This window comes from Paenarthrobacter sp. 22069 (assembly GCF_052046035.1).
Taxonomy (GTDB): domain Bacteria; phylum Actinomycetota; class Actinomycetes; order Actinomycetales; family Micrococcaceae; genus Arthrobacter.
In genome coordinates this window covers 72,942-86,671 of the sequence record NZ_JBQEQF010000013.1, presented here as the reverse complement: position 1 = coordinate 86,671, position 13,730 = coordinate 72,942, and the positions used below count along the sequence as shown (strand labels likewise).

The following is a 13,730-nucleotide window of genomic DNA, read 5'->3' as shown; positions in this document are numbered from 1 at the left end:
GCACTGGGGCTTCTGGCGTGCGCTGTGGCGGATAGGATCGATGTATGGAATCCGGGGAACAGCTGCAGCAGCGGGGCAGGCCCCGGCGGGTGACGGCGGCGATGGTCGCGGCGCGTGCCGGCGTTTCCGTCGCCACGGTCTCGTTGGTGGCCAACGGCAAGACGGCCGGCCGGGTGTCCGAGGACAACATTTCCCGGGTGCGGGAGGCGATTTCCGAGCTGGGCTACGTGGTGGACGGCATCGGCAGCTCGCTCGCAAAAGGCGTCAGCTCCATCGTGATCCTGGTGGCCCCGGACATTTCCAACCCCTTCTTCGCCAAGGTGATCGGCGGGGTACGGGAGTCCCTGGGCCCGCAGTACCAGCTGCTGCTGTCCGTCACCGATTCCGGCGAGTTCCCCAAGGCCGACGACGTGCGGAAGTTGATGTCCCTGCGGCCGGCAGGGCTTTTGGTTGATGCGCCGAACGCCGGCTTCCTGGCCGATCTCTCCGTTGCCGGTCCGCTGGTTTTGCTGGACGCCCCGGGGCTGGAATCGCTGGCCCCGGCGGTAAACCTGGACGTGGCGCAGGGTGCCCGGGAGCTGGCAGCCCACCTGGCGGGTGCGGGCCACCGCCGCGTGGCCTACCTGGACAGTGTGACGGGAACGGAGACCTTCACCATCCGCCGGGAGGCGTTCCTGGCGGCGGCCGCGGCGCGGGGCATGACGGTAGATCCGGATCATATCCCCGCCACTACAATCGACGTCGGTGATGCGGCGGGCGCCTTTGCCGCAGCGTGGCCGGAGTGGCAGCGCGAGGGGGTGACCGCCGTCGTCTGTGCCACGGACACCCACGCCTACGGCGTGCTGCAGGAGGCACGCGTGGAGGGGGTGCGGATCCCGGAGGAGCTGGCGGTTGCGGGCTTCGACGACCTGCCCTACTCGGCAACCAGCAGCCCGGGCCTTACCAGCGTGCACCTGCCCGCGGCGCTGCTGGGCCTCAAGGCCGGGGAGCAGCTGCGCCGGTTGATGGAGGGGCAGCCGCTGGAGCAGGAAGAGCTCATTTTGGAAAGCTCGCTGGTAGTGCGCGGCTCCACGGCGGCCGCCGAAACGTAGGGGACGTCAACGGCGTCCTGTCGGACCCCGGCCGTAAGCTGGGACCATGCCGAGTAACTGGGAAAGCCTGGACGAGCCGCTGCGCGAGTCCGTGCAGCACAACGTGGAGATCTACGAACGCGTCCGGCCTGCCCTGAAACTGGTGACCCGGGACGTCCTGCTGGTGCTGCGGGACATGCTGAAGGACACCGAAGTCACGCCCCTGTTCGTCACCGGCCGCACCAAGACCGTGGAGTCCTTCAAGGAGAAGATCTCACGCACCGAGGAGCCGCTGGAGCCCGGCGGGCGGCGGTTGCTGAAGTTCCCGGACCCGTTCCGCACCCTCAACGACATGGTGGGCATCCGGGTGATCACCAAGCTGCCAGCGGAGAATGCCGCGGTGGCCAACATCATCAAGCGCCAGCGGCAGCTGTTCGACTGCCGCGGCGACCGGGAGAAGGACATCGGCTCCATCGAATCCGGCACCTACGGCTACTCCAGCCGGCACCTGATCCTGCGCACCATCCAGAACGAGGCCGTCAAGGAGTACCAGCAGGTCTTCAACCCGGACCTTCAGCCCAACGGCAGCTACTTTTTTGAGTGCCAGATCCGCACCATCTTTGCCCATGCATGGAGCGAGATCGAGCATGACATCCGGTTCAAGGCGGAGGACCCGCGCGCCTGGACCCCGCACTTCGACCGGCAGTTCACGGCCACCGCCGCCATGCTGGAAACCGTGGAGACGGCCTTCGCCGACCTGCATGAGCGGTACGAGGAAGTCCGCAGCTACTGGGATGTGGACGGCGAGGGGGCCGCGCCGCTCACGCCCAACCGGATCAGGGATGTCTGGCGCACCCTGCTGCCGCACGTGGACCGCAAGGTGGACGACGACTGGGGCTGGGCCGCGGAACTGCTGGCCGCGCACGGCCTGAACCAGACCATGCAGCTGGCCGGCCTGCTGAACGCAAACCGCATCACCGAAGTGCGCAAGGCCCTGGACCACCGCTACTCCCCCGGCCCGGACCGGCTCCTGGACGACCTGCTGCTGTGGCAGTACGGCACCGCCCACGTGGACCTGACCGCCGAGGGGCCCGACGCCGTCCCCCACCCCCGGCGGGACAGCCTCCTGCGGCGGCTGCGGCAGATTGAACGGTACAGGATGACGGCGAAGTAGGGGCGTTTGTGGGAACTGTGCGGCTGAGCCGGATTCCATCACGAGCTTAGGCTCGGGCATCCTGCGAGGTGGCTATCCACACCGTTCGGCAGTTAGGCCTTCACGGAGGCGAGTAGTCCGTCGGCGATGACTGCGAGCATCGCTTCCACTGAATCCGCGGGAAGCTCGCTGTTGTCTGCAACCGCAGCGACGCCACCCACCAGCCGGCTGATCTGCATGGCGTCCACCCCTGGACGCAGGGCCGAGTCCATCCCTTCAATCAGGCGCTGGTTGGCGCCGAGGTAGGTCTGGCACTTGGTTGCGAACGGAGATCCAGGGTCGCCGAGCGCTGCGGTGATCCGCGCTGCAGCCCCCTTATGTTCGGTCAGCATCGCCGTGTAGTCGGACAGCCATGCCAATAGTCGAGCCCGTGCGGGCGCGTCGAGGGCAAGCGCGCGGTCGACGGCGGCGTTGACCCTGTCTGCCCAGGCCTCGATAACTGCGTCGTACAAGGACTCCTTGGTCGGGAAGTGCCGGTAGAGGGTACCGGGGCCTACTCCGGCACCTTTGGAGACCTCGTCCATAGATACGGCATCGAAGCCTCTTGCGCGAAAAAGAGCGCGCGCAACCTCCACGATCCGGTTGCGGTTACGTTGAGCGTCAGCACGCACAGAAACACACCTCTCAAGCCACTATTGCCAAACGGAGAGTGTCTCCGTATAGTTCTAAGCGGAGCATCTCTCCTCTTAGTGTACGTCAGCCCATCGGCTAGAACAGGACACCATTCCATGACATCCACCACCGCTACTCGCGCGCCTGCCGGCATCGCGCCGTCGGGATCCCGGGTGGGCAGCATCGGCCTCTGGCTGGTCATGCTTGCCCAACTCATGCTTGTCCTCGACGCGACGGTAGTTAACGTTGCGCTCCCCCACATCGCCACCGACCTCCACTTCTCCCGGGCCGAACTCAGCTGGGTTCTGAATGGCTATTCCCTCGCCTTCGGCGGCCTCCTGCTGCTCGGCGGACGGATCGGCGACGTCTTCGGCCGGCGTCGAGCCTTCCTCATTGGAGTCGCCGCCTTCACGGTCTTCTCCCTGCTCGGGGGGCTGGCTACCTCGCCCCTCCTGCTCGTCATTGCCCGCGCGCTCCAGGGACTGGGCGCCGCGTTCGCCGCCCCGAGCGTACTCGCTCTCATCACCACCAGCGCGCGGGACGACGGCGCGCGCAACCGCGCCCTCGCCCTGTTCTCCGCCATCGCCTCGATGGGAGGCGCGCTCGGACTCATTCTCGGCGGCCTGCTCACCGACCTGACCACCTGGCGGTGGACCCTATTCATCAACGTCCCCATCGGCGTCGTGGTGCTTCTTGCGGTGCCCCGCCTTGTCACCGAGACACCGCGGCGGCCCGGCCGCTTCGACCTCGTCGGGGCGGTAACGGCGACAGGCGGCGCCGTCGCCATCGTATGGGCCCTCATCCAGGCGGGCGACACCGGCTGGTCCAGTCCGCGGACGATCGGCGGCCTTGCGGTCGGCGCGATACTGATCGCCATTCTGACCTTCACCGAGCGGAGAGTCGCCCACCCCCTGCTCCGCCCGCAGCTGCTCCGCAGTCCGAGCCGGGTCGCGGCGCTGGCAGCTATGGCCGCCACTTATGCCGGGATGCTGGCCATGTTCTTTCTCATGGTCCAGTATCTTCAAGGCGATCTGGGCCTCAGCCCGCTGGTGACCGGACTGGCCTTCCTGCCGATGCCCTTGAGCATCTTCGCGATGTCCCGGATCGTCCCGCGGCTGGTCGAGCGCTTCGGAGCCGTCCGCCTCGTCATCCTCGGCGCCGCCCTGCGCGTCGTCGGCTTCCTGCCGCTCACCCAGCTGGGTCCGGACACCCCTTTCCTGGTGGTCATGGCGGCCCTGCTGCTGACCGGAATCTCAGCCGGCCTGACCTTCATGCCGCTCACGACGCTCGCGCTTCGCAACGTCGAACCCGAGCACGCAGGATCCGCATCCGGACTGTTCCAGACGATGCAGCAGCTTGGCGGTGCCGTTGGACTGGCGATCGTGGCTTCAACCTACGCAGCTTTCGCCGTCCCCGGCGACTTCCTGACCGGAGGCCGCGCAGGGTTCTGGTCCGCGACCATCCTCTCCGCCCTTGCACTGGCAGCCGTCCTCGGGCTGATCATCAAGCCGCTGCGGCTATCCCGCCGGTCCGAGCGGCACCCCTGACACGCGCCCGCTTCGGGCCTCTCATGGGCAAGGTTCAGCAAGGCGGGGTCCCTGGGCTTGCGACATTTTTACTGCACAACGTGCGTGACGACGCCGCCAGCGAGAAGCCCCAGGTGTTCTGACCTGAAAGTCCAGGTCAGAACACCTGGGGCTTCCATTTTGCAGCGATTTAGCGGGCCGCTGCAGCGGGTTGTTCCTGGAAGGCCGGAACGACGTGTTCGATGAAGAGCTCAAGTGAGCGCTTCTTCTCTTCGTGGGTGAGGCTGTTGTCGGACCAGACGCTGAATTCGGTCACGCCAAGTGCCTCATAGTGACGGAGCCGTTCGATAATCTCGTCCGGGGTGCCGATCATGGCTGTCTTGTGGAGTGACTCAGGTGTGAACTCCTCCCGGCCTGCGAACTTTTCTTCAGGGCTGGGCTCCAGGAAGCCGTTCTTCGGGGTGGTCTTGTTGCCGAACCAGGCGTCGAAGGTGCGGTAGAACTTGTTGATGCCTTCGGCCGGGCGGCGCCATCCTTCCGGGTCGTCGGCTGAGTGGACGTGGGTGTGGCGGAGGACCATGAGGTCGGGGCGGGGGACGCCAGGGTTCTTCTCGACAGCGGAGTCGAACTTGTGCGCCAGGTCTTCGACTTCCTCGTCGCCCTTCATGAGGGGTGTGACCATGACGTTGCAGCCGTTTTCGACCGCGAACTCGTGGGAGGAAATGTCGCGGGCCGCGATCCACATCGGCGGGGTCGGCTTCTGGACAGGCTTGGGGACGCTGGTGGAGGTGGGGAACTGCCACACCTCTCCGTTGTGTTCGTAGTCGCCTTCCCACAGCTTGCGCACGGCGGGGACGAGTTCGCGGAGGTGCTTGCCGCCGTCGACCGCTGACATGCCGTCCATTAGGCGGTCAAACTCGAACTGGTAGGCGCCGCGGGCCAGCCCCACCTCCATGCGGCCGTTGCTGATGACGTCAAGGAGTGCACACTCCCCTGCTACCCGGAGCGGGTTCCAGAACGGGGCGATGATGGTGCCCGCGCCGAGGCGGATCTTGGAGGTCTTTGCTGCCAGGTAGGCGAGCTGGGGCATGGGGCTGGGCGAGATGGTGTATTCCATCGAGTGATGCTCGCCAATCCATACAGTGCTGAAGCCGCCGGCTTCGGCCATGAGGGTGAGCTCGGTCAGGTTCTCGAAGCATTCCTGGTGCGAGACGGACTCGTCCCAGCGCTCCATGTGGACGAAGAGGGAAAAGCGCATGAGTAATTCCTTCGTTCTTCGGCGGTTACGCCGGTGCGTGATCGGTGGCAGTTGCCGTTTGGGTGGCCGCCTGGTTGCGTTCGGCGATGGTCTGGTTGCCGCGGGACCAGTGTTCGTGGTCGATTTCGCGGATGATGACTGTGGTGTTGTCCGGGACCGCACCAACAGCCTTTTCTGCGGCCAGGTGCAGCTCCTTAATCAGGGAGCGCAGCTGCTCGGAGCTGCGGCCGCGGGCGATGGAAACTTCTATCAGTGGCATTGGGGGTTTCCTCTAACTGCGCATGATGAAGGGGTCGGAGACGGGGCCCTCGTCGGTGTTGATCCAGACGCTCTTGAGCCGCGTGTATTCGTGCATGGACTCCAGCCCGTGCTCGATGCCCACGCCGGAGTTCTTGAACCCCTGCCGCGGGGACATCGGGGACATGGCCCGGTAGGTATTGACCCACACGGTGCCTGCTTCCAGTCGGCGGGCCATCCGGTGCGCCCGCGCAAGGTTCTGGGTCCAGATGCCGGCGGCGAGTCCGTATTCGGTGTCGTTGGCCAGGCCAACCACTTCGTCTTCGGAGTCGAAGGGCATGATCGCGGCGACCGGGCCGAAGATTTCCTCCCGGACAACGCGCATGGAGTTGTTGACGCCTGTCAGGACGGTGGGTGAGAAGAAGTAACCGGGGAGCTCGATGTCTGGTCGCTTGCCGCCCGTGCGTACGGTCGCGCCTTCCTTGACCCCGATGTCGACATAGGAACTGACCTTCTCCAGCTGCGCGCCGAAAGCGAGTGGACCGAGTTCGGTGGTGGCCAGGCGTGGGTCGCCGATAATGATCGAAGCAGCGCGTTCGGCAACACGCTCAACGAGTTCGTCGTAAACGCTGCGGTGCGCGAAGACGCGGCTGCCGGCGATGCAGGTCTGGCCCGCTGCCGCGAAAATCCCGGCGATGACGCCCATCGCCGCATTCGATACATCGGCGTCCTCGAAGACGATGTTGGGGCTTTTACCGCCCAGCTCAAGGGTGGAGCCGATGAAGCGCGACGCCGTCTCCGCGGCGATGCGTGCCCCGGTCTGGGTGGAGCCGGTGAAGGAAATCTTGGCCAGGTCGCGGTGGCTGACCAGTGCAGCGCCGGCTTCCGGCCCGAAGCCCGTGACCACGTTAACCACACCGTCGGGGAACCCTGCCTGGGAGGCCAGTTCGGCGACGCGGAGGATCGTCCGGGAGGTGTACTCGCTGGGCTTGATGACCACGGTGTTGCCGGCTGCGAGGGCCGGGGCCAGTTTGGATGTGGTCAGTGTCAGGGGCGAGTTCCACGGCGTGATGGCGCCGACAACCCCGAGGGGTTCGCGCTGGGTGTAGTTCAGCATGGTGATGGAGTTGGTGGGGATTTGGCTGCCCTGGACCTTGTCCGCGAGCCCGGCGTAGTAGTACAGGTACTCGGGCAGGGAGGCGAGTTGGCCGCGCATCTCGCGCAGGAGTTTGCCGTTGTCCAGGGTTTCCAGTTCGGCGAGCTCGTCTGCGTGCTCACCGATGAGGTCGCCGAGGCGGCGGAGGAGGTGGCCGCGTTTGGTGGCGGTGAGGTCGCGCCACAAGGGGGATTCAAACGCGTCTTTGGCTGCTGCCACAGCGCGACGGACGTCTTCCTCGTTGCCTCGGGCTGCTTTGTACAGCGTTTCCAGGGTTGCGGGGTTGGTGCTGGCGAAGTATTCCCCGCCGGCCGGGGCAGTCCAGGTACCCCCGATGAAGTGGTCATAGCGGAGTTCAGCGGACATGTGAATGCTCCTTGATAAAGGCGGTCAGGGTGTGGGCGAGTTCCTGGGGACGCTCGACCGGCATCATGTGACGTGCGCCGGGGATGATGGAGTAGGTGCAGCCGGGTATGGCTGCTGCCAGACGTGCGCTCATTTCCGGGGTGGAGCCCGGGTCCAGTTCGCCTGTCACGGCGTGGGAGGGAACGGAGATGTGGGGCAGTTCCGGGGCGATTTCGGCGTCTGCTGTGGCAAATACCCGGTAGCAGGCCAGGAAGGACTTTGGGTCGTTGCCCTGCAGTACTTCACGTGTTGCTTCGACCAGTTCCGCGGGGACGTTGGATCCTTGCGGATACCAGCGTTGGATTGATGCTTCGATGGTTGCAGGGAAGTCCGATTCGGCGGACGCCAGTCTTACCATGACGGCGGCGTGCTCCTGCGAGGTGCGTGCGCAGACGGATGCGACTGAGACCAGGCTGGCGACCAGGTCGGGACGGAACCGGGCCAGGTGCTGCGCCACGAGGGCGCCGAGCGAGAAGCCCACCAGATGGGTGTTGGGTTCGAGCTGTTCGGCGATGTCCGCCGCGAGCCCGGCAAGCGTGATTCCTTCGGGTGCCGGTGGTCGGTGTCCGTGTCCAAGGAGTTCCAGGACCTGGACGTCGTATTCCGGTTCCAGGAATTCACGCAGGGGGTTCCACATTGAGCTGTCCAGTCCCACCCCGTGGATCAGCGCAAGACGCTCGCGGCTCACGGCGGATGACACCTCAGTTCTTTTCGGTGGAGAAGGCTGCCAGGCGTTGCTGGGGCCGGCCCTGGGCACCGGCGGCGAGGGCGATCACGATTTCGTCGGCATGCGGTGCATCGTTGATGCGGACTTCAATGCTCTGGTGATGGGAGCGGATGGTCGCATCGGTGATGTGTTTGAGCGGGATGTCGAAGAGGACACCTGCGGGGCCGCGCTTTTCCACGGCGGGCAGCAGCGTGGTGGCGTTGGCCGCGTCGCGGAAGTGGTTGCCGAAGGCCAGGGTGTGGATGAGTCCCGAGCCGTGCTCGATTTCGCCGTTAAGTCCGACGATGGCTGCCTTGCCGTACGCTTCGGCGGGGGCACCAAGGGCCTCCAGTACGCGGGGGGCGAGCAGCGCGCCGAGGTCCGAGGCGTTGGCGTCGATGCCTTCGGAGAGGTCTTCAACGAAGCCTTGGCCGGCCCAGGGGTTCTTGACGATGGCTGCGACGACGGCGACCCGGGCTGCGGGGCTGACTTCCCGGCCTCCTTCGGTGAGGACGTCTTCGGTGACGGTAACGATTTTACGGATGCTCATGAGACAAGTTCTCCTAGCGTTTCTGCTTTGACGATGGGGTCGGTGAGGCGGTCACCGATACGGGAGTGGGGCCGGGGGCCGGTTGAGGCCCCGACGACGACGACGATCTCGTCCGCGCGGGGCGCGTCACTGACGCGGGTGGTGATGGTTTGGTAGTGGGTCCGGGTTGCAGCCGCGTTCTTGTGCCACAGCGGGACGACGAGCGAGGCTCCGGCGTCGGCACGGTCGTCGGCAAAACAGATAATTGACTCGCCTTCGAAGAATTCCCGCACCAGGTTGCCGAAGAAAGGGGTGTGAATGAGCGCGGCGCCATGCTCGATCTCGCCGTCGGTGCCTACGATCGCCGCTTTGCCGAACGCTTGGATGGCTTCCACGCCGCCAAGGTTGGCGGCAAGCACATCGGTGAGCTTGCGTGCCAGGACGGGAGCGAGCTGGACGACTTCCGCCCCCAGGTCATCGGTGGGCGTTCCGCCCAACCAGGGGTTGGTGACCACTGCTGCTGCCGTGGCGCGGACTGCCGGTACGGCCGGGGAAAGGCCGTTCTCAGTCAGGATTTCTTCGCTGTAGTAGACGATTTTGCGGATGCCGAACCTTTGGTCGTTCATCATTCGGTCTCCTCATTCATGGAGAAGCGCATGGCTTCCTTTCGTGGTGTGTTCAACGCCGGAGGTCCGTTGCCGGGTCGCTCAGTGCCTCTCGTGAGGAGGCGTGAACGTGGTTCCTCATGGCGGATTCGGCTCCGAAGGGGTCTTTGTGTTCGATCATTTCCAGGACTGCCCGATGTTCCCGGGTGGAGGCTTCGAGCCTGCCGGGATGTTCAACTGTGCGCAGGACCAGCCGCTGGTAAGCGAGCTGGTTCATGAGCCGCTCGTAGTGCTCTACGAGCTTGGTGTTGTCCGAGCCCCGGATGATGGTCCAGTGAAACTCGTGGACGAGCCGGGCGTAGGCATCGGTGTCGTGGGTGAGTGAGGCCATTTCCGATTCTTCAAGGTTCCGCCGCAAGACGGCCAGTTCCGGGACCTCCCCGCGGCGGGCCAGAAGGGATGCCGCGAGTCCTTCCATGGATTCCTTGAGCTGGAAAAGCTCGATGATCTCCCTGCGTGTGGGCTCCCGCACGAAGGTGCCCACCTTCGGGCGGATCTCTACGAGACCTTCGTGCTGAAGCTGCTTCAAGGCTTCCCGGATGGGCGTACGGCTTACATCGAACTCCTGTGCCAGGAAAGCTTCGGGCAGGACAGCCCCGGGAGGAAAGTCGCCTCCCAGGACAAGCCGGCGGATCCGATGAAGGAGGCCGTCCTGCCCGGCCGCCTCCCCAACTGTTTCGAGATCATCTTGCATACATGAAAGCTTATGTTGCATGCATCATGAGCGTCAATAGGGAGGTCGCGCTTTCGTGAGATCGCCGCAATTCCGGGAAATTTGGAGAAATGCGCTCTTCCTCTTGACCTCATCTTGTGAGCTGCATTACCGTAATTGGTATGCAACAGACCCTGGAACCGCTCATCACATCGGCGTGGCTGGCAGCTTGGGACAAGGGTGACCTTGAAGCCCTGGACAGCCTGGTAGCCCCCGGTTACACGCGCACCAGCAAAGCAACGGGCGCAACCGTTGACCTTGCCGGCCTTAAGTCAGAGATCGCAGCGGTCCGGGAGGCCTTCCCTGACCTGCGCACCACGGTCGATGACGTCGTCGAAGGAGACGGGACCGTCGCCGTCTTCTGGACCTCCACAGGCACCCATACCAACGAATACCTCGGGGTACCCCCGACGGGACTCACCGTTCAGACCCGCGGCTCGAACATCCTCACGTTGGACAACGGAAAGATCCTTACGGAGTCCGTGACCTGGGACGGCAGCGAATTGCTCGCCGGTCTCGGCATCAGGCCCTTGCGCGGCATCGCCACACCGGCAGCCTCAGGCGGCGAGGAGTTCCCCGAGCTGGACCCGGACCTGATGAAGTCCTTCAACCGACAGTTCATCACCGGCGTCACGGTGGTAACCACAAAGGAAGGGGAAACTCCCAAGGGGCTGGCAGCGAACTCGTACTGCTCAGTGTCCCTCGAACCGCCCCTGGTGCTCGTCTGCGTCCAGAAGACCTCGAGCACCTACTCTGCTCTCTTCTCCTCCAGCCACCTCGGCATCAACATCCTCGGCACAGAACAGCTGGATACAGTCAAAGTTTTCGCCTCCAAGGCACCCAACAAGTTCGCTGAACTCGACTGGCACGAAGGACCCCAGGGTAGCCCACTCCTGGACGGCTCCGCAGCTTCCCTCGAAGCAGAAATCCAGGAACGATTCCAGGCCAAGACCCACACGGTCTTCATCTGCCGGGTCCGCCACGCCGAAACCAGCGACACCACCCCGATGGTCTACAAGGCCGGACGGTTCTTCGACGGCGCTGAACTCGCCGAACTCTAAACGGCCGGCGCGGCTGGCCACCCTCCGACAGGCACCAGCCACGCCGACCCAATCTGCTCGTAAGCAGCGCACCAAAGGTGCGCCTTCCACATTAGGACATAAAGATGAGCCCTGACACCCTGCGCGCTGCCGAAGACAGCGTCGCCGAAGACCGCGGTTACCGCAACAGCCTCACCAAAATCGAGCCCTACGGCATCGAACATATCCCCGACGTCGAACGGCACGGCAAACCCCGCTCCCAGTTCTTCCTCTGGTTCGCCGCAGGAATGAACTTCCCCATCGTCGTCCTCGGCTTCAGCGCCACCTACTTCGGACTCCCCTTCTGGGCCGCGGCATTGGCCATCATCCTCGCCGGGGTGACCTCCTCGGCAGGCATGGGATACCTGTCCCAAATGGGAGTCCGGCTCGGTGTCCCGCAGCAGATGCAGGGCCGCGGACCGCTCGGATTCATCGGCAACCTCTTCCCCGTCGCCTACGTGAATGTCTTCGCCGGCATCGGCTGGGCCGCCGTTACAGTGATCCTTGGCGGCAAAGCCATCGCGCTGCTGACAGACATCCCGTTCTGGGTGTCATCGCTGATTCTTATGGGCATACAGCTTGGCGTTGCCGTCATCGGGTACAACCTGATCCACTTCCTGCAGCGCATCCTGTCCTTCGTGCTGGTAATCGGCTTCATCTTCATCACCGTGGTGGCCGCCGCCAACGGGCGCATCGAAAACACTTTCAATGAATCCGCCAAGGGCTTCGACGGCGTCGGTGGGTGGATCATCTTCTTCGGCTGGTTCTTCTCCTTCATCGTCGCCTGGATGCCGTTCGCTTCGGACTACTCCCGCTACCTTCCCAACACCCCCGGTAACCGCCGCGGCGCGGGATGGGCCACCATGCTCGGCAACTTCGTCACTCTTGTCTGGATGGGCATCCTCGGAACCCTGCTCGGCTCCACAACCACGGCTACCGACAGCATCGGCGCGCTCAAGGAAACGATGGGCCCCTGGGCCGCCGTCGGGCTGGGCGTCGTCGCACTGTCATCCTTCACCCAGAACTTCCTCAACGTCTACGGCGGTGCCATCTCCATTCAGACGATGGGCGTACCGGTCAAGCGCCACACCGCAGTTATCTTCATCTGCATCGCCTCGTACCTCGTGGCCCTCTGGGGACAGGAAGGGTTCAATGAAGGATTCACGGCATTCCTGAACCTGACCGCTTACTGCATCGCCCCTTACGTCGCAGTCCTGGTCTGCGACTACCTCTATGGCGGGCGCCGCACCGAGCGCGGCCTGCGCGAACTCTTCGACAAGTCCCGCAAGTTCGAATGGGGCTTCGTGGCCTGGGCCGCCGGCGTCGCGCTCTCCTCCCCCTTCTGGATGTCCTCTATCTACACCGGCCCCATCGCAGCTGCCTTCCCGCAGATTGGTGACCTCTCCTACTACATCGGAGCCGCTGTCGCGACCGGCGTCTACTTCGCCACCCATCGGCGCCAGCGCCTCTCCGGCCACGAGATGCTCGACCGCACTCTCGCCGGACAGACCCTGTAAGAAACCGAGTACAAGACGTTGGGGAGGATTACCGGAATCCTCCCCAACGTCTCTCTGCCCCGATAGCCACACCCACCAGGAGCGCCGGATGAGCACCGCAACACTGCAGGAGACAAGGGAACTGAAAGACACGCCCCCGCCCTGTGCACCGCGGGAAGTTGTGGCTGTGGTTGTCGAATGGCGCGGCCGGATTGCCCTCTTCAAACGCAGCCAGTCCGTCGGGCACGAGCGCGGCCTCTGGCACTGCATCACCGGTTACCTCGAGCCGGGCGCTTCCCCGCAGCAGCAGGCACTGGCCGAGCTTGAAGAAGAAGCAGGCCTCACGGTGCAGGATCTCGCATCCTTCACGCCAGCTGACCAGCTCATCATCTCTGACGACGACGGAAACCCCTGGCTGGTGCACACGTACACTGCCGTCAGCGTCCGGCGCCGGCTGACCATCAACGACGAGCACGACGCCTACCGCTGGACCGCCCCCTCCAAGATCAGCAGGTTCTTCAACCGCGTCCCCTGGCTCGACACCGTCCTGCAGGGCACCTTGCCGCAGACGGCCGTAAGGGCTAAACGATGACAGTCATCGAAGGCATCGTCGAACACGGAGACCAGCGGGGCCGGCTCCTCGGCTTTCCTACCGCCAACATCACCGTTTCCGACGAGGAAGTTTCTGACGGTGTCTGGGTGGCACTTGTCAGGCTAGGACCAGGCAGGTGGGCCGCTGCCGCAGTATCCGTGGGCCGCCGTCGGACCTTCTACGGCGAAACGGGGCCAAAGCTCCTCGAAGCCCACCTCCTGGACCACAACGAAGACCTCTACGGACAAGAAATCCGCGTGGAACTGCAGGTTAAGCTGCGGCCCCAACAAGCCTTCCCGGACGTCCAGTCCCTGACCGAACAACTGCACCACGACGTCCAGCAGGCCTGTGACTGGGCCGCATCCCATTACCCCGGCCTTGTGTCCGCGGCGAGCACGGAGACCTCCGCCACAGGCCCGACGTCATCCAACATGAGCTACGCATAAAGGAGTCCAAAGTGGCTGAATCCACGAC

15 protein-coding genes are annotated in these 13,730 nt (G+C 64.5%); 7 read left to right on the top strand and 8 right to left on the bottom strand.

The genetic code is table 11. The features are described 5' to 3' along the window. Nucleotides 1-101: 101 nt before the first annotated feature. Together ACTJK0_RS12325 and ACTJK0_RS12320 are read left to right on the top strand one after the other, a co-directional pair. Nucleotides 102-1,091 carry a LacI family DNA-binding transcriptional regulator gene (locus ACTJK0_RS12325; RefSeq protein ID WP_440745412.1) on the top strand — a complete coding sequence of 330 codons (990 nt, stop codon included), beginning with the start codon at nt 102-104 and terminating at the stop codon, nt 1,089-1,091. 46 nt (nt 1,092-1,137) lie between these two features. Next, on the top strand, nt 1,138-2,244 hold the full coding sequence (locus ACTJK0_RS12320; protein WP_440745353.1) for a GTP pyrophosphokinase: 1,107 nt from the start codon (nt 1,138-1,140) through the stop codon (nt 2,242-2,244). A gap of 92 nt (nt 2,245-2,336) precedes the next feature. Here the strand turns inward: ACTJK0_RS12320 and ACTJK0_RS12315 are convergent, their stop codons facing one another. Continuing rightward, on the bottom strand, nt 2,337-2,858 hold the full coding sequence (locus ACTJK0_RS12315) for a TetR/AcrR family transcriptional regulator (RefSeq protein ID WP_440745411.1): 522 nt from the start codon (nt 2,856-2,858) through the stop codon (nt 2,337-2,339). Nucleotides 2,859-3,011: 153 nt separating this feature from the next. On the opposite strand from ACTJK0_RS12315, the gene ACTJK0_RS12310 reads away from it, so the two are divergent. Further along, nucleotides 3,012-4,442, top strand: a complete 1,431-nt coding sequence (locus ACTJK0_RS12310) for an MFS transporter (protein ID WP_440745352.1) — start codon at nt 3,012-3,014, stop codon at nt 4,440-4,442. Nucleotides 4,443-4,611: 169 nt separating this feature from the next. On the opposite strand, the gene ACTJK0_RS12305 is transcribed toward ACTJK0_RS12310, so the two are convergent. The 7 genes from ACTJK0_RS12305 to ACTJK0_RS12275 are packed head-to-tail and all read right to left on the bottom strand — an operon-like array spanning nt 4,612 to nt 10,071. After that, nucleotides 4,612-5,679: an LLM class flavin-dependent oxidoreductase gene (locus ACTJK0_RS12305; RefSeq protein ID WP_440745351.1), complete on the bottom strand. Its 1,068-nt coding sequence runs from the start codon at nt 5,677-5,679 to the stop codon at nt 4,612-4,614. Nucleotides 5,680-5,704: 25 nt separating this feature from the next. Then, on the bottom strand, nt 5,705-5,938 hold the full coding sequence (locus ACTJK0_RS12300) for a tautomerase family protein (RefSeq protein WP_110542236.1): 234 nt from the start codon (nt 5,936-5,938) through the stop codon (nt 5,705-5,707). A 12-nt stretch (nt 5,939-5,950) separates the two neighbouring features. Next, nucleotides 5,951-7,438: an aldehyde dehydrogenase gene (locus ACTJK0_RS12295; RefSeq protein ID WP_110542235.1), complete on the bottom strand. Its 1,488-nt coding sequence runs from the start codon at nt 7,436-7,438 to the stop codon at nt 5,951-5,953. Then, on the bottom strand, nt 7,428-8,165 hold the full coding sequence (locus tag ACTJK0_RS12290; protein WP_110542537.1) for an alpha/beta fold hydrolase: 738 nt from the start codon (nt 8,163-8,165) through the stop codon (nt 7,428-7,430). Before ACTJK0_RS12290 ends, ACTJK0_RS12295 begins: the two co-directional genes overlap by 11 nt. A gap of 13 nt (nt 8,166-8,178) precedes the next feature. After that, a complete protein-coding gene (locus ACTJK0_RS12285; RefSeq protein ID WP_440745350.1) occupies nt 8,179-8,733 on the bottom strand; it encodes an amino acid synthesis family protein in 555 nt (184 codons plus the stop codon). Beyond that, the gene (locus ACTJK0_RS12280; protein ID WP_220034377.1) at nt 8,730-9,341 is read right to left on the bottom strand and encodes an amino acid synthesis family protein; all 612 of its coding nucleotides are present in this window, start codon (nt 9,339-9,341) and stop codon (nt 8,730-8,732) included. Before ACTJK0_RS12280 ends, ACTJK0_RS12285 begins: the two co-directional genes overlap by 4 nt. 49 nt (nt 9,342-9,390) lie before the next feature. Then, nucleotides 9,391-10,071, bottom strand: coding sequence for a GntR family transcriptional regulator (locus tag ACTJK0_RS12275; RefSeq protein ID WP_110542233.1), 681 nt, complete (start codon nt 10,069-10,071; stop codon nt 9,391-9,393). A 140-nt stretch (nt 10,072-10,211) separates the two neighbouring features. Here ACTJK0_RS12275 and ACTJK0_RS12270 point away from each other — a divergent pair, with 140 nt between their 5' ends. The 4 genes from ACTJK0_RS12270 (at nt 10,212) to ACTJK0_RS12255 (ending at nt 13,702) form a co-directional block, all read left to right on the top strand. Then, on the top strand, nt 10,212-11,150 hold the full coding sequence (locus tag ACTJK0_RS12270) for a flavin reductase (RefSeq protein WP_440745349.1): 939 nt from the start codon (nt 10,212-10,214) through the stop codon (nt 11,148-11,150). 104 nt (nt 11,151-11,254) lie between these two features. Beyond that, nucleotides 11,255-12,685 carry a purine-cytosine permease family protein gene (locus tag ACTJK0_RS12265; protein WP_440745348.1) on the top strand — a complete coding sequence of 477 codons (1,431 nt, stop codon included), beginning with the start codon at nt 11,255-11,257 and terminating at the stop codon, nt 12,683-12,685. A gap of 88 nt (nt 12,686-12,773) precedes the next feature. Further along, nucleotides 12,774-13,256 (top strand): NUDIX domain-containing protein, encoded by a 483-nt coding sequence (locus ACTJK0_RS12260; protein ID WP_440745347.1) that lies wholly within the window; start codon nt 12,774-12,776, stop codon nt 13,254-13,256. Then, nucleotides 13,253-13,702 (top strand): riboflavin kinase, encoded by a 450-nt coding sequence (locus ACTJK0_RS12255; RefSeq protein WP_110542229.1) that lies wholly within the window; start codon nt 13,253-13,255, stop codon nt 13,700-13,702. The genes ACTJK0_RS12260 and ACTJK0_RS12255 overlap by 4 nt, the downstream gene beginning before the upstream one ends. The last annotated feature ends 28 nt before the right edge of the window (nt 13,703-13,730 follow it).